Source organism: Streptomyces siamensis (assembly GCF_039543605.1).
Lineage (GTDB): Bacteria > Actinomycetota > Actinomycetes > Streptomycetales > Streptomycetaceae > Streptomyces > Streptomyces siamensis.
Genome location: NZ_BAABKB010000027.1, coordinates 72462 through 92228, shown reverse-complemented (window position 1 = coordinate 92228; position 19767 = coordinate 72462). Strand labels below are relative to the sequence as shown.

Annotated in this window: 17 protein-coding genes; 12 read left to right on the top strand and 5 right to left on the bottom strand. The window is 72.7% G+C overall.

Annotation, left to right across the window (positions count from 1 at the left end):
- Window positions 1–2: 2 nt before the first annotated feature.
- From pcaG to ABEB03_RS28990, 4 genes are all read left to right on the top strand, one after another.
- Window positions 3–566, top strand: coding sequence for a protocatechuate 3,4-dioxygenase subunit alpha (pcaG, locus tag ABEB03_RS29005; RefSeq protein ID WP_345655697.1), 564 nt, complete (start codon window positions 3–5; stop codon window positions 564–566).
- On the top strand, window positions 563–1909 hold the full coding sequence (gene pcaB / locus ABEB03_RS29000; RefSeq protein WP_345655695.1) for a 3-carboxy-cis,cis-muconate cycloisomerase: 1347 nt from the start codon (window positions 563–565) through the stop codon (window positions 1907–1909). Before pcaG ends, pcaB begins: the two co-directional genes overlap by 4 nt.
- Entirely contained in the window at window positions 1906–3048 is a 1143-nt protein-coding gene (pcaDC, locus tag ABEB03_RS28995; RefSeq protein ID WP_345655693.1) for a bifunctional 3-oxoadipate enol-lactonase/4-carboxymuconolactone decarboxylase PcaDC, read from the top strand. Before pcaB ends, pcaDC begins: the two co-directional genes overlap by 4 nt.
- Before the next feature lie 96 nt (window positions 3049–3144).
- Window positions 3145–3936 (top strand): SDR family NAD(P)-dependent oxidoreductase, encoded by a 792-nt coding sequence (locus ABEB03_RS28990; protein ID WP_345655691.1) that lies wholly within the window; start codon window positions 3145–3147, stop codon window positions 3934–3936.
- A 45-nt stretch (window positions 3937–3981) separates the two neighbouring features.
- On the opposite strand, the gene ABEB03_RS28985 is transcribed toward ABEB03_RS28990, so the two are convergent.
- The gene (locus ABEB03_RS28985; RefSeq protein WP_345655689.1) at window positions 3982–6648 is read right to left on the bottom strand and encodes an ATP-binding protein; all 2667 of its coding nucleotides are present in this window, start codon (window positions 6646–6648) and stop codon (window positions 3982–3984) included.
- 260 nt (window positions 6649–6908) lie between these two features.
- On the opposite strand from ABEB03_RS28985, the gene ABEB03_RS28980 reads away from it, so the two are divergent.
- The 3 genes from ABEB03_RS28980 to ABEB03_RS28970 are packed head-to-tail and all read left to right on the top strand — an operon-like array spanning window position 6909 to window position 10419.
- Entirely contained in the window at window positions 6909–8237 is a 1329-nt protein-coding gene (locus ABEB03_RS28980; RefSeq protein WP_345655687.1) for an MFS transporter, read from the top strand.
- Between the two features lie 4 nt (window positions 8238–8241).
- The gene (locus ABEB03_RS28975) at window positions 8242–9396 is read left to right on the top strand and encodes an anhydro-N-acetylmuramic acid kinase (protein WP_345655685.1); all 1155 of its coding nucleotides are present in this window, start codon (window positions 8242–8244) and stop codon (window positions 9394–9396) included.
- A gap of 54 nt (window positions 9397–9450) precedes the next feature.
- Window positions 9451–10419 (top strand): DUF2510 domain-containing protein, encoded by a 969-nt coding sequence (locus tag ABEB03_RS28970; protein ID WP_345655683.1) that lies wholly within the window; start codon window positions 9451–9453, stop codon window positions 10417–10419.
- Between the two features lie 182 nt (window positions 10420–10601).
- On the opposite strand, the gene ABEB03_RS28965 is transcribed toward ABEB03_RS28970, so the two are convergent.
- Window positions 10602–11219 (bottom strand): TetR/AcrR family transcriptional regulator, encoded by a 618-nt coding sequence (locus ABEB03_RS28965; RefSeq protein WP_345655681.1) that lies wholly within the window; start codon window positions 11217–11219, stop codon window positions 10602–10604.
- 283 nt (window positions 11220–11502) lie between these two features.
- On the opposite strand from ABEB03_RS28965, the gene ABEB03_RS28960 reads away from it, so the two are divergent.
- Both ABEB03_RS28960 and ABEB03_RS28955 read left to right on the top strand, forming a co-directional pair.
- On the top strand, window positions 11503–12474 hold the full coding sequence (locus ABEB03_RS28960; RefSeq protein WP_345655679.1) for a phosphatase PAP2 family protein: 972 nt from the start codon (window positions 11503–11505) through the stop codon (window positions 12472–12474).
- On the top strand, window positions 12471–13427 hold the full coding sequence (locus ABEB03_RS28955; protein WP_345655677.1) for a DMT family protein: 957 nt from the start codon (window positions 12471–12473) through the stop codon (window positions 13425–13427). The genes ABEB03_RS28960 and ABEB03_RS28955 overlap by 4 nt, the downstream gene beginning before the upstream one ends.
- 71 nt (window positions 13428–13498) lie before the next feature.
- Here the strand turns inward: ABEB03_RS28955 and ABEB03_RS28950 are convergent, their stop codons facing one another.
- Both ABEB03_RS28950 and ABEB03_RS28945 read right to left on the bottom strand, forming a co-directional pair.
- Entirely contained in the window at window positions 13499–14353 is an 855-nt protein-coding gene (locus ABEB03_RS28950; protein ID WP_345655675.1) for a phospholipid scramblase-related protein, read from the bottom strand.
- A 52-nt stretch (window positions 14354–14405) separates the two neighbouring features.
- A complete protein-coding gene (locus ABEB03_RS28945) occupies window positions 14406–16457 on the bottom strand; it encodes a phosphocholine-specific phospholipase C (RefSeq protein WP_345655673.1) in 2052 nt (683 codons plus the stop codon).
- A gap of 324 nt (window positions 16458–16781) precedes the next feature.
- Between ABEB03_RS28945 and ABEB03_RS28940 the strand changes: the two genes are divergently transcribed.
- The 3 genes from ABEB03_RS28940 to ABEB03_RS28930 are packed head-to-tail and all read left to right on the top strand — an operon-like array spanning window position 16782 to window position 18945.
- Window positions 16782–17846 carry an aromatic ring-hydroxylating dioxygenase subunit alpha gene (locus tag ABEB03_RS28940; RefSeq protein WP_345655671.1) on the top strand — a complete coding sequence of 355 codons (1065 nt, stop codon included), beginning with the start codon at window positions 16782–16784 and terminating at the stop codon, window positions 17844–17846.
- A complete protein-coding gene (locus ABEB03_RS28935; protein ID WP_345655669.1) occupies window positions 17843–18013 on the top strand; it encodes a hypothetical protein in 171 nt (56 codons plus the stop codon). The genes ABEB03_RS28940 and ABEB03_RS28935 overlap by 4 nt, the downstream gene beginning before the upstream one ends.
- Window positions 18010–18945, top strand: a complete 936-nt coding sequence (locus ABEB03_RS28930) for a PDR/VanB family oxidoreductase (RefSeq protein WP_345655667.1) — start codon at window positions 18010–18012, stop codon at window positions 18943–18945. Before ABEB03_RS28935 ends, ABEB03_RS28930 begins: the two co-directional genes overlap by 4 nt.
- Here the strand turns inward: ABEB03_RS28930 and ABEB03_RS28925 are convergent.
- A complete protein-coding gene (locus ABEB03_RS28925; RefSeq protein ID WP_345655665.1) occupies window positions 18896–19711 on the bottom strand; it encodes an IclR family transcriptional regulator domain-containing protein in 816 nt (271 codons plus the stop codon). The two genes, ABEB03_RS28930 and ABEB03_RS28925, sit on opposite strands and share 50 nt — an antisense overlap.
- Window positions 19712–19767 lie beyond the last annotated feature (56 nt).

Genomic DNA, 19767 nt, shown 5'->3' with positions numbered 1-19767 from the left:
GCATGACCGAGCGGTTGCTCCCCACCCCGTCCCACACCATCGGCCCCTTCTACGGCCACGCCCTGCCCTTCCCCGGCGGCGGCGAGGTGGCGCCTCCGGGCCACCCGGACACGATCACCCTGCACGGATACGTGTTCGACGGCGCGGGCGAGCCGATCCCCGACGCCCTCCTGGACTTCTGGCAGGCCGCCCCCGACGGTTCCCTCGACGGTGCCGCGGGCTCGATGCGCCGCGACCCGTCGACCGGCGGCTTCCTGGGCCGCAACGGCACCGACTTCACGGGCTTCGGCCGGGTCGCCACGGACGCCGACGGGCACTACGCGCTGCGCACGCTGCCGCCCGGGAACAGCGGGCTGCCGTACATCAGTGTGTGCGTGTTCGCGCGCGGTCTGGTGCACCACCTGTTCACCCGGGCCTACCTCGCCGACGGCGCCGACCCGCTGCTCGACTCGCTGCCGCGGGACCGGCGCGCCACGCTGCTCGCCACCGAGGGCACGCACCGCACGTACCGCTTCGACATCCGCCTGCAGGGTGAGGGCGAGACGGTCTTCCTGGAGTTCCGGTGACCGGCTCGCCCGCCGGGCGGGAGGTGCCCCCCGGCGACCCCGGGGCGCTGCTCGCCCCCGGCCGGGCGGACTCCCCCGCGTCGTCCGCGACGTCGGACAGCGCCGTGCTCCAGGCGCTGCTGGACGCGGAGGCCGCGCTGACGCGGGCCTGGGTGGACCGCGGGGCGGTTCCCGCCGCCGCCGCGGCGGCGGTGTCCGCGGTCCGCGCCGACGACCTCGACGCCCGGGCCGTCGCCCGGGCGGCCCGGGACGGCGGCAACCCGGTGATCCCGCTGGTCGCGCGGCTGACAGCGGCGGTCGGCGCGGAGCACGGGCCGTACGTCCATCGTGGCGCGACCAGCCAGGACATCCTGGACTCGGCGCTGATGCTGGTCGCCCGGCGCACCCGGGACCTGACCGTGGCGGACCTGGAGCGCGCGGCGACGGCCCTGGGCCGGCTCGCCGCGACCCACCGGGACACGGTGCTGCCCGGGCGGACGCTGACCCAGCACGCCGTACCGACGACCTTCGGCCTGAAGGCGGCGGGGTGGCGGTCTCTGCTGCTGGACGCGCGGGACCGTCTCGCCGGCGTCCGGCTGCCCGCCCAACTGGGCGGAGCCGCCGGCACCCTGGCCGCCCTGACCGCTTTCGGCGCCGAGGACCCGCAGGCCCTGGTGGCCGCGTACGCACATGAACTCGGGCTCGCCGAACCGGCGTTGCCCTGGCACACCCTGCGGACACCGGTCGCCGACCTCGCCGGGGCCCTGGCGTTCACGGCGGGCGCCCTCGGCAAGATGGCGGCGGACGTCCTCACCCTCTCCCGCACCGAGATCGCGGAGCTCGCCGAGGGCTCGGGCGGCGGTTCCTCCGCCATGCCGCACAAGACCAACCCCGTGGCGGCGACGCTGATCGCCGCGGCGGCCCGGCGCGCGCCGGGGCTCGCCGCCACGCTCTACGCGTCCATGGTCGCGGAGGACGAGCGGCCGGCCGGCGCCTGGCACGCCGAATGGGAGCCGCTGCGCGATCTGCTGCGGCTCGCGGGCGGCGCCGCGGAGCAGGGCGTCGACCTGGCGGAGGGGCTTCGGGTGAACGCGGACGCCATGCGTGAACACCTCGGTCTCACCCACGGGTTGATCGTGTCCGAGCGGCTGGCCGTCGAACTCGCCCCGGTGCTCGGCCGGGCGCGCGCCAAGGACCTGCTGACAGCGGCCGCGCGGCGCGCGGTCACCGAAGGACGGCCCCTGGTGGAGGTGCTCGGCGAGGAGCCCGATCTCAAGGACCTCGACCTGGCCGACCTCACCGACCCCACTCGTTACACGGGCTCCGCCGGGGCCCTGACCGACCGTGCTCTGGAGCGACGTTGACCGACCCACTCCTCAATCACCGCGCCGAGGGCCCGGGCACTGCTCCCGCGCTGCTCCTCGGACCGTCGCTCGGCACGTCGTACGCCCTGTGGGACGCCGTCGCACCCGAACTGTCCGTCGACCACCGTGTGGTCCGCTGGGACCTTCCCGGACACGGCGGTTCACCCGCCGGACTCGTCCACCCCGGCCAGACGGTCGGTGAGCTGGCCGCGCTGGTGCTGGCACTGGCGGATGCGCTGGGCATCGAACGGTTCGCGTACGCCGGGGTGTCGCTCGGCGGTGCGGTGGGCCTGCATCTGGCGGTGCACCATCCAGAGCGGCTCTCCTCGCTCGCGGTGATCTGTTCCTCCGCCCACTTCAACGGCTCCAAGCCGTGGCAGGAACGTGCCGAACTGGTGCGCAGGGAAGGTCTCGCGCCGGTGGCCGCGACCGCCGACGCCCGGTGGTTCACGCCCGGCTTCACCGTGCCCCGGCTGGTGGCCGACCACCGTGCCGCCGACCCGGAGGCGTACGCCGCCTGCTGTGACGCCCTGGCCGCCTTCGACATCCGGGACCGGCTGGAGTCGATCGCCGTGCCGACGCTGCTGATCGCCGGACGCGAGGACCCCGCGACGCCGCCGGCGCATCTGCGGGAGATCGCGGACGCGGTGCCGGGTGCCGCGCTGGTGGAGATCCCGGGAGCGTCCCATCTGGCACCCGCACAGTGCCCTGAGGCGGTTTTGACGGCCCTGCGCGCCCACTTCTCGGGCGGGGCCCGGCGCGGCATGGAGGTGCGTCGCGAGGTGCTCGGCGACGAGCACGTGGACCGCGCGCAGGCCCGGCAGACCCCCTTCACCGCCCTCTTCCAGGACTTCATCTCCCGGTACGCGTGGGGCGAGATCTGGACCGATCCCACACTGGCGCGCCGCGAGCGCAGCATGATCACGCTGACCGCGCTGGTGGCCCACGGCCACTACGACGAGCTCGCGATGCACGTCCGCGCGGCGTTGCGAGGCGGACTCACGCCCGAGGAGATCGGCGCCGTGCTGCTCCAGACGGCCGTGTACTGCGGTGTTCCGGCCGCCAACTCGGCGTTCGCGGTGGCGCAGCGGGTACTGGCCGAGGAGGAGACGGCGGACGGGACCGCCGGATCAGGGTGACACCGGCAGACGTAGTGACAGCGGCACCAGGTACGCCCGGCCTCGGCTGCCTAGGGTGAAGGCAGCCATCTGCGCGCATCTGCGAACGGAGCCGTCGTGCCCACTGTCCTGATCACCGGCGCCACCTCCGGCCTCGGCCGTCACGTCGCCTTCGAGCTGGTCCGCTCCGGTCATGTCGTCCTCGCGCACGGACGCGACCCTGAGCGGACGCGGGCGCTCGTCGCGGAGCTGCGCGCGGAGGGCGAGGCGCACGGGTTCGTCGCCGACCTCGCCTCGACCGCGGAGGTCCGCCGGCTGGCCGAGGAGGTCGCCGCCGCGCATCCCCGTCTCGACGTGCTGGTCAACAACGCCGGTGTGGGCGCGGGTGCGCGGGGCTCCGGCCGCGAGGTGAGCCTCGACGGCCACGAACTGCGGCTCGCCGTCAACCATCTGGCACTGGTCGTCCTGACCCGCGCGCTGCTGCCCACGCTGCGCGCGAACGCCCCCGCGCGCGTCGTCAACGTCGGCTCGGCGGGTCAGGAGCCGCTGGACTTCGCCGACCCGGAGTTCACCCGGGGCTACGACGGAGTGTCGGCGTACTGCCGCAGCAAGTTCGCCCTGGCCGCGCACACGTTCACGCTGGCCGGGCAACTGGCGGGCACCGGCGTCTCGGTGAACGTCCTGCATCCGGCCACCTACATGGACACGGCGATGGTCCGGGAGGCCGGTGTCACTCCCTGGTCGACCGTGGCGGACGGCGCGGCGGGCGTGATCGCCCTGGCGACGCGGGACCTTGGGTCGGGCGGGTACTTCGACGGGACGAAGCCGTCCCGGGCGCACGCGGCGACGTACGACCCGGAGATCCGCGCGCGGCTGGAGGAGACGACGGAGCGACTGCTCGGCGCCTGACCGGCGGGAGTGCCGTCCGGTCGGGCGCCGACGCCGTCCGGCGGACTACAGGGTCCTCAGGGCGTGCTCCGCCTGGGTCACGAGTCCGTTCGCGCCGCAGGAACGGGCCAGCGTCAGGCCCTTGTTGAGCTCGGTCGCGGAGCGGGACAGGATGCCGTACTCCACGCGGGCCGCCGCGTGTTCGTACTGGCACGGGGAGGCCTCCAGATAGGTGACCGCCTGCGCGGCCAGCCGCACCGCCCGCTGGCCCGTCTCCAGGGCCGCCGCACAGCGCAGCGCCTCGCCGATGGCCGTGTCGGTGCCGAACCGCTCGGCCTGCCGCCGGGCGTCCGCCGACAACGCGGCGGCGCGTACCGGGTCCTCGGTGGCGAGGGCCCGGGCGAGGTCGAGTGCCCAGGGAGCGAGCACCGTGTTGTGGTGGCCACGCGCCCCGGCGGCCTTCTCCGCCGCCTCCAGTTCGTTGACGCCTTCCTTCGTACGGCCTGCGGCGATCAGCAGACGGCCGCGTACGGAACGGGTGTCGGGCAGCACGATCGTGGACGGGTAGGGCGGAGCGAAGCCGTAACGCTCGGCGATCTCGGCGGCCTCCTGGACGTGGCCGCGGGCGAGCAGCGTGTCGATGAGCCCGCAGGTCGCCGACCAGTACAGGGGAAGGCCGCGGCCGACCCGCTCGGCGAGGCGCAGCGATTCGCGCTGGTAGTGCTCCGCGTCGGTGAGCCGGCCCCGCCTGCGGTGCGCGAGTCCGAGGTAGGCGTTGGCCAGGGACTGGTGGCCGCCGCTCCAGCCGGACTTCACATAGGTGCGCAGGGCCTCGCTGAAGAGGCTTTCGGCACGGTCGAGCCGGTCGGCGTACGCGTAGGCGCTGCCCAGCATCAGGAGGAGTTCGACGCCCCACTCGGTGTCGGTCCAGCCGAGGCCCGGTGCGAGGCGGCCGTTGACGAGGGCGCGGTCGCACAGCTCCACGACCTCCTCCGCGTTCTCGCCGCGGGTCATCGCGTCGAAGCCGCGCAGTATCAGCAGCGCGCGTTCGGAGTTGTCGCGTCCGGTGCAGGTCTGGACGAGTTCGGCGAGTCCGCGGGAGTGTCCGGAGCGTTCCTCACCCGCGTGGATGCCTTCCCACATGTAGTGGACGGCCTGGAGCCGCATCCGGGCGGGGCCGGGAGGGAGCCGGTCGGCCTCCGCGTCGACCGTGCGGACCGCTTCCTCCAGCTGGTCGTTGTGGAGCAGCGCCTGGGAGAGCCGGAACACGGCGTCGACCCGCATGCCGTCGTCGAGGCCGGGCCGTTCGAGGGCGGCGCGCAGATGACCGATCGTCCTGGCGGGGGCGGTCAGGAGGGTGGCGCAGCCCAGTTCGTAGAGCACGCGGGCGTGCACCTCGGGGAGCGGCGGCTCCTTCAGGGCTCGCTCCAGGCAGCGCCTGGCCGCGTCGGGCGCGCCGACGGCGAGGTGTTCGCGGGCCGCCTCGCGCATCTGCTCGACGAGTTCGGGATCGTCGTCGGGGTGCACTTCGAGGAGGTGGCGGGAGGCCGCGGCGGCGCCGCGCCCGGACTCGGTGACCGCCCAGGCGGCCTGGCCGTGCATCGCGGTGCGCAGGGCCTCCGGGATGGAGCGGTAGACCGCGGTCGCGATGAGCGGGTGCACGAACTCCAGCTCGCCGTCGACCACTTGGCCGTTCGCCGGGTCGTTCCTGGTCAGGATGCGGGCGGCGCCGAGCAGCTCGATGCAGCGATGGGCCTCGTCGGCCTGCATGCCGGCGAGCTGGGCGGCGAGGTCGAGGGAGATGCCGCTGCCGAGTATGGCCGCCGCCCAGGCGAACCGGGTGGCGTCGATACCGAGTCCTTCGAGGCGGGCGACGAGCCCGCGGCCACGGGCCGACCGGTTCAGGTCGCGCAGTTCGGCGGCGGAGCCCTCGGCGGGCTCCAGGTCGCTGTCCTGCACCTTGGCGAGCAGTTCGACGGTCTCGTAGGGGTTTCCGCCGGTGACCGCCCACACCTCGCGGCAGAACGGCGCGTCGGCGTGTTCCCCGAGGGTGGCGCGGGTCAGTCCGGCGGCAGCGGCCGGGGTCAGCGCGTTCAGTGTGGCGATCGGGAGGGCTGTCGCGGCGACGGCGTCGAGCAGCCGGGCGCTCTCGCCGCTCACCCCGCCGGGCCGGCGGGCGACCACGACGAGGACGGAGAGGTCGTCGAGGCGTTCGGCGAACGCGGCGAGCCAGCGCAGGGTCTCCTGGTCGGCCCAGTGCGCGTCGTCGATGAGCAGCACGAGCGGCCAGTCGCGCCTGGCGAGCCGTCGCACCGCGGCGACGAGCCCGTCGCACACGCCCTGCGGGTCGGGCTGCCGGTCGCCCGGTTCCGTTATGCCGAGGGCGGGGCCGGCGATGTCGTACCAGTCGCCGAGATACTCGCGCGCCTCCTCCGGCAGCAGCGAGACGAGGGCGGGCTGGAGCAACTGCCGTACTACGTTGAACGGGACGGACGTGACGGTCTCTCCGCCGCGTGCCGACCACACGGCACAGCCGCTGCTCTCCGCGATCCGGCGCGCCTCGGCGAGGAGGGCGGTCTTGCCGAGCCCCGCCTCGCCGCTGAACACCAACAGGCTCCCCGAGGACGCCGAATCCGCGCGCAGCGCACCGATCGCCTCTTCGAGGGTGGCGACTTCCTCGTCGCGCTCCCACAGGGAAGCCGAGGCGACCGCTCCGGGTCGTGCCTCCGTCATCCCGCTACCTCCCCAGGTCGCCCAAACGACGTGCTGGAAACGAGCGTAGCCGTATGGAAGCCCCGGTGGAGGCGGCTCCACGGAGCTGTTCCCGAGACGGGTGACTGTGGGGTCCCGGAGGCGACGCCACGGGTCGTCCACCAGCACGTGTGAAAGTTATTGACAGTCGACGGGCCCGGAAATGAAGCTAACTTTCCAACATCAGTCTCCGCCTCCGGCCGGGACCGCCCGGCCCCGGCACGCCCCCGGGAGGAACCGGCATGAGCGCCCCCGCGCACGACCCGGACCTGCGCGCCGCGCAGCCCGAGCACTCCCGCAGAGCGCTGCTCGCGGGCTCCGTGGGCAACTTCATCGAGTGGTACGAGTTCGGGGTCTACGGCTACTTCGCGACGGTCATCGCGGCCCGCTTCTTCACTCCGGAGGGCGGCAGCGAGGTCGAGGGCCTGGTCAAGACGTACGCGTCGTTCGCGCTGGCGTTCTTCTTCCGTCCGGTGGGAGCTGCGCTGTTCGGGCGGCTCGGGGACCGGATCGGGCGACGGCCGGTGCTGATCCTGGTGATCGCGCTGATGACGGTGGCGACGACCCTGATCGGCGCGCTCCCCACGTACGCCACCGTCGGCGCCCTCGCCCCCTGGCTGCTCACCTTCCTGCGGGTGCTCCAAGGGCTCTCCGCGGGCGGCGAGTTCGGCGGCGCGGTCTCGGTGATGACGGAGTTCGCCCCGCCGGGCCGACGCGGACTGTACGGGTCGTGGCAGTCGTTCACGGTCGCGCTGGGCCTGCTGGGCGGCGCGGGCGTGGCGGCGCTGCTGGCCACCGTCCTGGACGCGCGGCAGCTGGAGGCGTGGGGCTGGCGGCTGCCGTTCCTGCTGACACTGCCGCTGGGCCTCGGCGCGCTGTGGCTGCGGCTCCGGCTGGACGAGACGCCCTCCTTCCGGCGCGAATCGGCCGGCGAGGGAGCGCGCGAGCGGCCGCCGCGCCGCGAGGTCGCCCGGGCGATCACGCTCGGCGCCGCGCGGGTCATGGGCTGGGCCGCGGCCGGTTACACCTTCCTCGTCGTCCTCCCCTCCTACCTGCAGAGCAGCCTGAACGCGAGTTTCCGGCAGGCGTTGCTCGCCACGGTCCTCGCCAACCTCGGCTTCGCGGTCACGATCGTCCCGGCGGGTCTGCTCAGCGACCGCGTCGGGCGCCGCCCGGTGATGCTCACCGGCGCCGTCCTGGTCACCGTGCTCGCGGTCCCGCTGCTCGACCTCCTTCAGGAGCCGGGGGCGTCGAACGCGGTGAAGGGGGTCGCCGTATTCGTGGCGGGTGCCGTCGTCGGGCTGATGGCGGGGCCGGGGCCCGCGATGCTCTCCGAGATGTTCCCGACGAGCGTCCGCTACACGGGCCTGGGACTCGCCTACGCCCTGTCCAATGCGGTGTTCTCGGGCTGTGCGGGGCTCATCATCACAGAGACGATCAAGCGGACGGGGAACGTGGACATCCCCGGGTACTACGCGGCGGCGACGTGCGCCGTCAGCGTCCTCGCGCTCGCCACCCTCGGCAGGCGTCCGCGTACGCTCGTCAAGGACCAGGAGATCCAGAGGAGTTGATCAGGTGCGGGTGATCGGCCTGATGTCCGGCACGTCGTACGACGCGATCGACGCGGCGGCGGCCGAGCTGACGCTCGACGGGGACAGTCTCGTCCTGCGCCCGCTCGGGCTCGTCGGCGAGGAGTACGACGCGGCCCTGCGCGAGACCCTCGCGGATGCGCTGCCGCCGGCCGCGACCAGCCTGGCCGAGGTGTGCCGGCTGGACACCCTGATCGGGCGGTCCTTCGCGGCGGCGGCCGTGCGCGCCGACCGTGAACTGTGCGACGGATCGGCCGAGTTGATCGCCTCGCACGGCCAGACGGTCTACCACTGGACCGAGGGCGGGCAGGTACTCGGCACCCTCCAGCTCGGTCAGCCCGCGTGGATCGCCGAGGCGACCGGGCTGCCCGTCGTCGCCGACTTCCGCCCCCGCGACATCGCCGCGGGCGGCCAGGGCGCGCCGCTGGTGAGCCTGATCGACCAGTTGTGGCTGCGCGGCAGGCCGGGTACGCCGGTCGCCCTGAACCTCGGCGGCATCGCCAACCTCACCGCGCCCGACGGCACCGCCTTCGACACGGGCCCGGCGTGCGCGCTCGTCGACGCGGCCGCCCGGGGGCTGAGCGGAGGGAGCCTGGCCTACGACGTGGACGGAGCGCTGGCCGCCCGCGGCAGCGTCCACGAACCCCTGCTGCACCGCCTGCTCGACGAGCCGTACTACGCGCTGCCGGCGCCCAAGACGACCGGCAAGGAACTGTTCCACCTCGGCTATCTGCGGGACGCACTGGCGGGTTTCGGGACGCTCACCGCCGAGGACGTCATCGCGACCCTCACCCGGCTCACCGCCCGCACGGTCGCGGATGCGGTGCGCGGGGTCGGGGCCACCGAGGTGATCGCCTCGGGCGGCGGAACCCGCAATCCCACCCTCATGTCGATGCTGGACACGGAACTGCCGGGTGTGCCGCTGCGCACCTCCGACGAACTGGGGCTCCCGTCGGACGCCAAGGAGGCGTACGCCTTCGCCGTGCTGGGCTTCCTGACGCTGCACGGGCTGGCGGGCACGGAACCGGCTAGCACCGGGGCCCGGCACCCCAGCGTGCTCGGTTCGATCACCCCGGGCCGCGGCGGGCTGCGGCTGCCGCCGCCCGCCGGCCGGGCGCCGGTCCGGCTCGTGCTGAAGTGATTCCCGGGGCACCCTCTCATCCGCCTTTCACCCGGGGCTCATACGGTGGGCACCATGACGCAGGCGACTCCTCCCGGCTGGTATCCCGACCCGGGGCAGACAAGTGACGCTCCCGCCACCGAGCGCTGGTGGGACGGCAAGGCATGGACGGACCAGACCCGCCCGGCCGGATCGGCCGCCCCCTGGGGTCCTCCGGCGTACCCCGCGGCCGGGCCGTACCCGGTCCCTCCGCAGTCCCGGCCGCGGCGCGGTCTGCGGACGGCCATAGCCGTCGCAGCCGCTATCGCGGTCCTGGCGGGCATCGGCGGCGGCGTGTACGCCCTCACCAAGGACGACGGCGGCAGCGCGAACTCCCAGGGCCCCGCGGGGCCGAACGGCCAGGGCGGCAACGGCGGACCGGGGGACGGCCAGGGCGGACCCGGCGACGGCCAGGACGGACCCGAGGGCCGGTCACCGGACCCCGACCGGTCCGGACAGCCGCAGACCGAGGACGGCTACGCGACCGACGGGCTCAGTGGGATCAGTCTCCCGGTGCCGGACGGCTGGACGGGCCGGAGCATGCAGGCCGGGGCCTCGGTCTCCACGAAGGACACCTACAAGTGCCCCGGCGACACCTCGCAGAACTGCCAGCGGGGCGGCGCCTACTCGGCTCCCGCCCTGGCGCAGGGCCTGAAGTCGACCACGGCGGAGGCGGCGGCCAAGGAGGACATCTCCAAGAACGCCAAGGAGTCGTACGGCGAGGGGTACGGCACGATCACCTCGCACACCGAACTCGCCTCCAAGGCGGTCACGGTGGCGGGCCAGAAGGGCTACCTGGTCCGCTGGAAGGTCGTGACGAGCAAGGGCGACGACGGCTACGTCGAGTCGCTCGTCTTCCCGTCCCCGGTGGTGCCCAAGAGTCTCGTCGTGGTGCGCTTCGGCATCGACGTCGGCTCCAAGGCGCCCGAGCTGTCGGTGATCGACACGATCACCAAGGGCATCAAGGCCGCGCCGGGAGCCGGCGGCAACGGCCAGAACGTGTGACCCTCACCGCTCCGGGGACCCCGCCGGGTCCCGGGAGCGGTGCGGGCTTGGATCGGCCGGGTGGAGCGCCCCTCCGCTCAAGGGGAACCCCACCCGGCCGGGGGGTGCGCGCCGCCCCCGTCCCCACGGTGCGGCGCGGTACAGGCCGACGTCCGGTCATCCCGCGGACGGCGACCTGAGTCTCAGGTCAGGCCGAGTGCGGGGAGCACGACGGCCTCGACGAATTCTGTGAGATACGCCTCGTCGGCGTACTGGCCCTCCAGGAGGGGGCGCACCCGCAGCACGCCGAGCAGCTGCGCGGGGATGAACTCCAGCGCCGGATGGTCGGCCGCGATCTCGCCGCGGTCCACCCCGCGCTGGATCATCTCCCTCAGCTCGGCGACCTCGGGTTCGACGAGCGCGTCGCGCAGCGCCTGCTGGAGCTCCCTGTCCTGCGTCACGGCGTGACCGAGTCCCTGGAGGAGCTGGGTGCTGTCACGCCCCGACCACTCGCCCGCGGCCCGCGCCGCCGCCCGCAGGTCCCCGGCGAGCGTTCCGGTGTCGATGCCGGAGAAGCGCGGACAGCGGTTGGCGCGCAGCGCCGCCGCCACGAGCTGGGGCTTGGTCCGCCACTGCCGGTAGAGCGTGGACTTGCTGCACCGGGTGCTCGACGCCACGCCCTCCATCGTGAGCGATTCGTACCCGCAGGACCGGATGTGCTCGAGCACGGCGTCGTAGAACTCCCGCTCACGCTCCGGCGTGATCTTGGAGCGGCGCGAGGCGACGACCGAGTCCGGTCCGTCCGCGGCCTGCGACGTCATGGCTCTTCTCCTCGTTGGATCCGGGCCGGCCCGGAACGAGTCCGGACGGAATCCGGCTCGTCTCGGTGGTCGGCTTCACACAGTCTAATCGATACGCCACTGTACCGGTACGGCCTCGTATCGGTACAGTGGCGTATCGGTACACACCCGTATCGGTACACCAACGTATCGGTACACTCTCGTATCGATGAGCCTTGGACAGGACCCACTCTTCTGTCGAGTGGATCCTGTCCTGGGCTCACCGCGCACCACCCAGCAAGACCGTCAGCAAGGGGGCCGGGGGATGAATTCCCGAACCGAGCCTGCAGAGTCCGCCGCGGAACCGGAGCCGCCCGACGCGGCCATACCCCGGGCGGTGCCCACGGGCACCGCCACCAGGGCGTACGCGCGCGTCGCGGCCGCGCTGCCGCGCCCGCGCAAGGGCGGCCCGCGTGTGCACGCGGGCACCGCGCGGGCCGGGGCGCGCCGTCCGTCGCCGCCCGACGACGCCTCGGCCCGGCCGCCGCTGCTGCGTGAGCTGCTGCTCGTCGTGGGCCTCTTCGTCGTCTACAAGGCCGGCCGCCAGCTCGCCGCCGGCCACACCGCCGAGGCCTTCCGCAACGCGGGCCACGTATGGAACCTGGAACGGGCCGTCCACCTCCCCGGCGAGGGCGCCGTCCAGGGAGCGCTGCTGCACAGCGACACCCTGGTGCACCTCGCGAACACCTACTACGCGACCGTCCACTTCCCGGCGACCGCGGCCTTCCTGATCTGGCTGTACCTGCGGCGCCCCGTCCACTACGTGTGGGCCCGCCGGATCCTCGCCGCGGTGACCGCCGCCGCGCTCGTGGGACACCTCGTCTTCCCGCTCGCCCCGCCGCGCCTGCTCGACGCGGCGGGCCTCGTGGACACCGGTCAGGTGTACGGCCCCACGGTGTACGGCGCGCACCCGGCGACCGACTCGATGGCGAACCAGTTCGCGGCCATGCCGTCGCTGCACTTCGGCTGGGCGCTGATGGTGGCGATCGGGCTGATCGCGGCCACCCGCTCCCGGTGGCGCCGGCTCTGGCTCCTGCACCCGCTGCTCACCCTGCTGGTGATCGTCGGCACGGCGAACCACTACTGGCTCGACTCGATCGTCGCGACCGCGCTGCTCGGCGGCGCCCTCGCGGTGATCCACCTTCCGCACCGGACGGCGACGACCGCCGGACGCGCCCAGGAGCGCGCCGGTGAACCAGTGGCGGACCTGCCGGAGCTCGTGGGGGCGGGGCGATGAACGCGACCGTCACCGCCATCGTCCTGTCCCTGTTCTCGGCCGTCGCCTACGCCGCGGCCGCCGTCGCCCAGGAGCGGCTCGCCGCCCGGTCCGCCGGATCGGGCACGCTGCGCCTGCTGGCCGGCGGCGCCTGGTGGTGGTCGGTCGCGCTCAACGCCTCCGCCGCGCTGTTGCACGTCGCCGCGCTCAAGTACGGCACGCTCACCCTGGTGCAGCCGCTCGGCGCGCTCACGCTCGTGGCGGCGGTCCCGCTCGGGGCGCGCATGGCGGGGCGGAGGGTCAGCGCGGTCGAATGGCGGGGCACGGCGCTGACCCTGATCGGTCTGGCGGCACTGCTCGTCACGGCGTCGGGACCCGCGCCCGACGACGTGTTGAGCGTGCCCGAGGCGCTGGCCGTCGCCGGCACGACGGCCGTGCTGATCGGCGGGCTGTCCCGTCCCGGCGCCCGGCCGGGCCTGCGGCACGCGACCGCCTCCGGATTCGCCTCGGGCGTCGCGTCGGCGCTCACCCAGACGGTGACGGTGGCGGCGACGGACCGCTCGGACTCTCTGCTCAGCGCCCAAGTGATCGTGGTGGCGCTGCTCGTGGCGGCCTTCGCGGCGGGCGGGCTGCTGCTGTCGCAGACCGCGTACCAGGGCGGTCTCGGCGCTCCGCTCGCCGTGGTGACCCTCGCGAATCCGGTGGCCGCGGTGGTGATCGGGCTGTCCCTGCTCGGCGAGCGGCTCCAGGGCGGCGCCGCCGGGATGCTGCTGGCGCTCGCCGGAGCGGGGATCGCGGCGTGGGGCGTGGTGACGCTGTCGCGCTCGGCGCCCGAGCCCGCGGCCCCCATGCACGACGCGGTGGACGACGACCACCCGGTCGCCGTGGTGCTGGCACTGGAGTCCGGACCGGCCGCGTACGAGCCCGCGTTGGTGCCGAAGCAGCCCGACTCGGGACATCTGACCACGCTCTAGCCCCCGGGTGGCGCCGGGAACGACGGAAGGGCGGTTGCGGGATCCCGCAACCGCCCTTCCGCGTGTCCGACTCAGCCCAGACCGCGGGAGTCCTGCTTGAGCGCCGTGTCCACGGTCAGCGCCGTCGCCACGACGAGGCTCAGCAGCGGCTCCGGGAGCTGGAAGTGGATCTGCAGGACGTAGTTGTCCGCAGTGGTGAACATCGTCTTGGCGAGGCCTTCCCAGGTCTTGGTGATCCGGGCCACCTCGTTGTCCGCGTGGTCGACGATCGCGAAGTTCCAGGCACGCCAGTTCTCCGCCTTGATCGCGCCGACCTGCTGACCGTTGACGTTCATCGCGAAGTTGATCTTCCCGAACATGTTCTGCTGCACGATCTCGCCGACGGGCGAGCCGTCCGGACGGGACACGATCACCCGCGACTTGAGGAACTTCGCGGGACGGGTCAGCAGCAGCTGCGGCTGACCGTGGGCGTCACGGATCTCCAGCCTGTGCGTCATGAACTGGTCGAGGCTGGAGACGAAGCGCAGGATCTTCTTCAGCGCGCTCTGCCCGACCTCGGTGACCGCACCGAGCAGGTTGCCGTTCTGATCCATGACCTTGTACTCGTTGGTCAGCTCGATCAGCTTGGCCTTCTGGTTCACCACCAGGACCGGCTCGGTGAACAGGCTGCCACCACCGGCCGCGTTGGGCGCGACACCGGCCTGCTGCTGCACCTGACGCTGCACGCCCGGGTCGGGTGCGGCCGCGGGCTGCTGCCCGTAACCCTGCTGCGGCTGGGCCTGGTGCGGCACCTGCGGCGCGGCCGGGGCCTGCTGGTCCGCATTCGTGTGGTCCGTCCACTGCGAACCGTCCCAATAACGCAACGTCTGGGGCGCCCCGTGCGGATCCGGGTACCAACCTGCAGGAGTGTTCGAATGCGTGGTCACCGGGGCACACTACCGTGAGATGGCCGGAATTCAACCGGCGGCCGGGCAACCATCAGACGGTCACGATCGCGGGGTCGCTGACACCGGGTCGGCCATTCTCGACATGTCCGGCGAATCGCCGCAGGAAGCCCGCGTCCGCGTCCGACACCACCGTCAGGTCGTACCAGCGCTTGCTCGACCGCAGGTCCACCGTGTGCTTCACGGTCGCGCCGGGCCGCACCTTGAACGACCGCGGACCCGCGCCGTAGCCGTCGGTGAGCTTCAGACGCACCGTGCCGGAGCCCTTGTTGCTGAAGGTCAGCTCCAGGTCGTCGCCCACGTGGCGGGCGGTGACCTCCGGGCCCGCCGTCCGGCCGGGACCCTTGAAGGTGCGCAGGAAGCCGTTGGGGCCGTGCACCGTGAGGTCGTACGAACCGTTCGAGTAGGCCGAGTTCCAGGTGTCCGCGACCGTCCGGCCCGCCTCGGTGGTGTACGTCCAGGGGCCGTCGGTGCGGTTGCCGGAGGTCACGAGGAAGGCGGCACCGGCCTTGGCGCCCGAGCCGAAGGTGAGCGTGAAGGTGCCGGCCGCCGCGTCCGCCGCGCCGTCCACCAGGGGCGCGTACTTGAGCGGGCGGGCCGGGCGCGAGCCGCGCTCCTGCTTCGGCAGCGCCGGGTTCGCGGGCGGCGTGGGCACGTAGTCGGGGTGACGGTCGCGGTCCGGCGGGCGGTACCCCTCGGTGTCCGGCAGGGCCACCGGCTTGGTGTCCCTGCGGGAGAAGTCGAAGGCCGAGGTGAGGTCACCGCTGATCGCGCGCCGCCAGGGCGAGATGTTCGGCTCGTGCACCCCGAAGCGGCGCTCCATGAACCGGATGACCGAGGTGTGGTCGAGCGTCTCGGAACAGACGTAGCCGCCCTTGCTCCAGGGCGAGACGACGAGCATGGGCACCCGCTGGCCGAGACCGTACGGCCCGGCGGCGTGACCCGCGTCGCCCTTGAAGAGGTCGGGACCGACGTCGACGGTCGACTTGCCCTGCGCGGCCGACTGGGGCGGGTACGGCGGCACGAGGTGGTCGAAGAAGCCGTCGTTCTCGTCGTACGTGATGAACAGGGCCGTCTTCGCCCACACCTCGGGCGCGGAGGTGAGCGCGTCCAGCACCTGGGCGATGTACCAGGCGCCGTAGTTGGCGGGCCAGTTCGGGTGCTCGGTGAAGGCCTCGGGCGCGACGATCCAGGAGATCTGCGGCAGCTTGCCGCCCTTCACGTCGGCCTTCAGCTGGTCGAAGAAGCCCTCGCCCTTGCGTGCGTCGGTTCCGGTGCGGGCCTTGTCGTAGAGGGGGTCACCGGGCTCGGCGTTGCGGTACTGGTTGAAGTACAGCAGCGAGTTGTCGCCGTAGTTGCCGCGGTACGCGTCGGGGATCCAGCCCCAGGAGCCGTTCGCGTCCAGTCCGTCGCCGACGTCCTGGTAGATCTTCCAGGACACCCCCGCCGCTTCGAGGCGCTCCGGGTAGGTGGTCCAGTCGTAGCCGGCCTCGTCGTTGCCGAGGACGGGCCCGCCGCCCTTGCCGTCGTTGCCGGTGTATCCCGTCCACAGGTAGTAGCGGTTGGGGTCGGTGGAGCCTATGAAGGAGCAGTGGTACGCGTCGCAGATGGTGAAGGAGTCGGCGAGCGCGTAGTGGAACGGGATGTCCTCGCGGGTCAGGTAGGCCATCGTGGTCGCCGACTTGGCCGGCACCCACTTGTCGTACTTGCCCTTGTTGAAGGCGGTGTGTCCGTCGCTCCAGCCGTGCGGCAGGTCCTGGATGAAGGCGAGCCCCAGATCGTCGGCCTCGGGCCGGAAGGGGAGCACGTCCTTGGTGCCGTCCGACTGGTGCCAGACCGACTTTCCGCCCGACGTCGTCGCGGGCCGCGGGTCGCCGAAGCCGCGGACGCCTCTCAGCGAGCCGAAGTAGTGGTCGAAGGAGCGGTTCTCCTGCATCAGGACGACGATGTGCTCGACGTCCTCGATCGTGCCGGAGCGGTGGTGGGCGGGCAGCGCCGCGGCACGCTGGATGCTGTCGGACATCGCGGTGAACGCCGCGGTACCACCGGCGAGTTGGAGGAATCGGCGCCGATTCACTTGGCTCATGAGTGGGTGACCTCTTGTCCTGACGGGCCGGTCGGCCGAACGGTGAGTGATTGTGCGCGGTTGGAGTGTTCCAAGAGCACCAAACGTCAGGGAAGGGCCCCGTGGCTCCCATGTGAAAGTCGGCGGTACGTGAGGCGAACGGTTTCGGACAGGGCGTCAGACCGTCGTCCCGAGCGGTCCATGACCTCGCCGACGGCTCCGGCGGACAGTGGGTCGACGAACCCTTCCGCCTGACGGAAGAACCCTTGCCGCACTGTGGCGGGCGTCACGAATCTGGTGCGCAGGCGGGGCGACGAGGCCCCGCGCCTCAGGGACGGGAACGCCATGCCTCACATGACCGCTTTCGCCAGGAACCAGTGGTACGTCGTCGCCCACGCGCACGAGGTCGGGCGCGAGTTGCTCGGCCGGACCGTCCTCGGTGAGCCCCTCGTCCTCTACCGCACAGAGGACGACGGGACGGCGGTCGCCCTGTCCGACCGCTGTGTGCACCGTCGTTACCCGCTCTCGGAGAGCCGGCTCGACGGCGACCGGATCGTGTGCGGGTACCACGGGTTCACGTACGACACCACGGGCGCCTGCGTGTACGTGCCGGGCCAGAAACGCATCCCGCGCACGGCCCGGGTCGCCTCCTACCCGCTGGTCGAGCAGGACTCCCTGATCTGGGTCTGGATCGGCGACCCCGCGCTCGCCGACGGCGGGACGATCCCGCGCGCCCGGCACCTCGACTCCCCGGGCTGGGTCACGGTCCGCGGTATGGAGCCCATCGACGCCGACTACGGTCTCCTCGTCGACAACCTGCTCGACCTCTCCCACGAGACGTATCTGCACGGCGGCTACATCGGCACGCCCGAGGTGGCCGAGACCCCGATCACCACCGAGGTCGACGAGGGCGCCGGCATCGTACGGGTCAGCCGGCACATGGACGACGCCGAGTGCCCGCCCTTCTACGCCCGCTCCACCGGGATCGAGGGGCGCATCACCCGCTGGCAGGACATCGAGTACCACGCCCCGTGCCTGTATCTGCTGCACAGCCGGATCGCACCGGTCGGCGTGCTGCCGGAGGCGGACGGCAGCGACCCGAACGGCTTCCACACCGAGATCACGTACGCGATCACGCCGTCCGGCGACGGCAGCGTCTACGACTTCTGGGCGGTGTCCCGGGACTTCGCTCCCGAAGACGAGGAAGTCACCGCCTTCCTGCACGACTTCAACCACACGGTCGTGATGCAGGACGTGGACGCGCTCAACCTGCTCCAGAGGACGCTGGGTTCGGAGCGCGCCGGCTATCAGGAGCTCAGCATCAACATCGACACCGGTGGACTCGCGGCCCGCCGCATCCTCGCCCGGCTGGTCGAGGAGGGCGACAAGCCGGTGGAGCAGGTCCGGTGACCGGTCCCACCGGGCAGATCTACCGCATCGACTGGCTGCCGGGCACGGACCTGCTGCACGGCACCTGTCACTGCGGCGCCGAGCACACCGCGCACGACCCGGTCGAGATGTGGGAGTGGATGCTCGCCCACCCCGACGGACACACCCTCCGAGGAATAGAGCGATGACCTTGTACGAAGCGGAACTCGTCGTCGGGCCACGGGAGTCCGTGGCCGACGGCGTGCTCGCGCTCACCCTGCGCCACCCGTCCGGCGCGGATCTTCCCGCCTGGCGACCGGGCGCGCACGTCGACGTCGTACTCGGGCCGGGACTGGAGCGGCAGTACTCGCTGTGCGGCGATCCGGCCGACCGCGGCACATGGCGGATCGCGGTGCTGCGCGAGGCCGACGGCCGCGGCGGATCGGCGTACGTGCACGGCCGGCTGGCCCCGGGCGACCGGGTCCGGGTGCGCGGACCGCGCAATCACTTCGCGCTGGAGCCCGCGCCCCGCTACCGGTTCGTCGCCGGCGGCATCGGCATCACACCGATCCTGCCGATGCTCGCCGCGGCGGAGGCGGCGGGCGCGGAGTGGACGCTGCTGTACGGCGGGCGGACCCGGGCGTCGATGGCGTTCGTCGAGGAACTCGGTCGGTACGGCGACCGGGTGCGGATCGCGCCCCAGGACGAGACCGGGCTGCTGGACCTCGATCCGGTGCTGGCCGCGCTGCCCGCGGGCACGCTCGTCTACTGCTGCGGCCCGGAGCCGCTCCTCGACGCGGTGCAGGAACGCTGTCCCCCGCGGCTGTTGCGCGTCGAGCGCTTCCGGCCGAGGGAAGCGGAGCCGGGCGGGAACACGGAGTTCGAGGTGGTCCTCGACCGTTCGGGACGCACGCTCGTCGTGACGCCGGACGTGTCCGTCCTCGACACCGTGCGCGCGGCCGGGATCGAGGTGCTGTACTCCTGCACCGAGGGCACGTGCGGCACCTGCGAGACGGACGTCCTGGAGGGGGTGCCCGAGCACCGGGACTCGGTGCTGACCGAGGCGGAACGGGAGTCGGGCGAGACCATGCTCATCTGTGTGTCGCGCTGTCGCGGGAAACGGCTCGTGCTGGATCTGTGATGCGGAGGTCGGCCTCGATCGCCGCCACCGTGGCCAGCAGGTGCGGCAGCAGGTCGCGGCGGACGGACTCGACGGAGTTGCGGCTGGCGTGCACGGGGATGTTCACGGCCGCCACCACCTCGCCGTCCCGGCCGCGCACCGGGGCGGCGACCGAGCGCAGCCCCTCCTCCAACTCCTGGTCCACGATGGCGTATCCCTGGCGTCGTACGCGGTGCAGCTCGGCCCTCAGCGCGTCGGCCGACACGATCGTGCGGGCCGTGAGGGGCCGCAGGTCGGCTCGGGCGAGCCGGGCGTCGGTCTCCTCGTCCGCGCGGTGCGCGAGGATCACCCGGCCCACGGAGGTGAGATGGGCCGGGAAGCGGGTGCCGACGGTGATGGCGGCGGTCATGATGCGCCGGGTGGGCACGCGGGCCACGTACACGATGTCGTCGCCGTCGAGGACGCACAGCGAGGACGACTCCCCCACCCGTTCGGCGAGTTGCTCCAGGTGCGGCTGCGCGATCTGCGGCAGGGAGAATCCGGAGAGATAGGCGTAGCCGAGTTCCAGCACCCGTGGGGTGAGCCGGAAGGTGCGGCCGTCGCTGTGGACGTACCCGAGGTCGACGAGGGTCAGCAGGAAGCGGCGGGTCGCCGCCCGGGTCAGGTCGCAGGCGCGGGCCACCTCACTGAGCGTCAGTTCCGGCTGGTCGGCGCCGAAGGCGCGGATGACGGCGAGGCCGCGTTCGAAGGACCGGACGAAGTGGGGCGCGCGGGCTGCTGCAGGCATGGTCGCCTCCAGAGGGACGTCGGGGCACGCTCGCCGCGCAGGGAGGCAAGCGCACT

What these genes read in the sequence shown, in the direction of transcription:
- pcaG (WP_345655697.1), top strand. Translation starts at nt 3, where the DNA reads ATGACCGAGCGGTTGCTCCCCACCCCGTCCCACACCATCGGCCCCTTC.
- ABEB03_RS28985 (WP_345655689.1), bottom strand. Translation starts at nt 6,648, where the DNA reads ATGACGGAGGCACGACCCGGAGCGGTCGCCTCGGCTTCCCTGTGGGAG.
- ABEB03_RS28980 (WP_345655687.1), top strand. Translation starts at nt 6,909, where the DNA reads ATGAGCGCCCCCGCGCACGACCCGGACCTGCGCGCCGCGCAGCCCGAG.
- ABEB03_RS28970 (WP_345655683.1), top strand. Translation starts at nt 9,451, where the DNA reads ATGACGCAGGCGACTCCTCCCGGCTGGTATCCCGACCCGGGGCAGACA.
- ABEB03_RS28965 (WP_345655681.1), bottom strand. Translation starts at nt 11,219, where the DNA reads ATGACGTCGCAGGCCGCGGACGGACCGGACTCGGTCGTCGCCTCGCGC.
- ABEB03_RS28960 (WP_345655679.1), top strand. Translation starts at nt 11,503, where the DNA reads ATGAATTCCCGAACCGAGCCTGCAGAGTCCGCCGCGGAACCGGAGCCG.
- ABEB03_RS28955 (WP_345655677.1), top strand. Translation starts at nt 12,471, where the DNA reads ATGAACGCGACCGTCACCGCCATCGTCCTGTCCCTGTTCTCGGCCGTC.
- ABEB03_RS28945 (WP_345655673.1), bottom strand. Translation starts at nt 16,457, where the DNA reads ATGAGCCAAGTGAATCGGCGCCGATTCCTCCAACTCGCCGGTGGTACC.
- ABEB03_RS28940 (WP_345655671.1), top strand. Translation starts at nt 16,782, where the DNA reads ATGCCTCACATGACCGCTTTCGCCAGGAACCAGTGGTACGTCGTCGCC.
- ABEB03_RS28930 (WP_345655667.1), top strand. Translation starts at nt 18,010, where the DNA reads ATGACCTTGTACGAAGCGGAACTCGTCGTCGGGCCACGGGAGTCCGTG.
- ABEB03_RS28925 (WP_345655665.1), bottom strand. Translation starts at nt 19,711, where the DNA reads ATGCCTGCAGCAGCCCGCGCGCCCCACTTCGTCCGGTCCTTCGAACGC.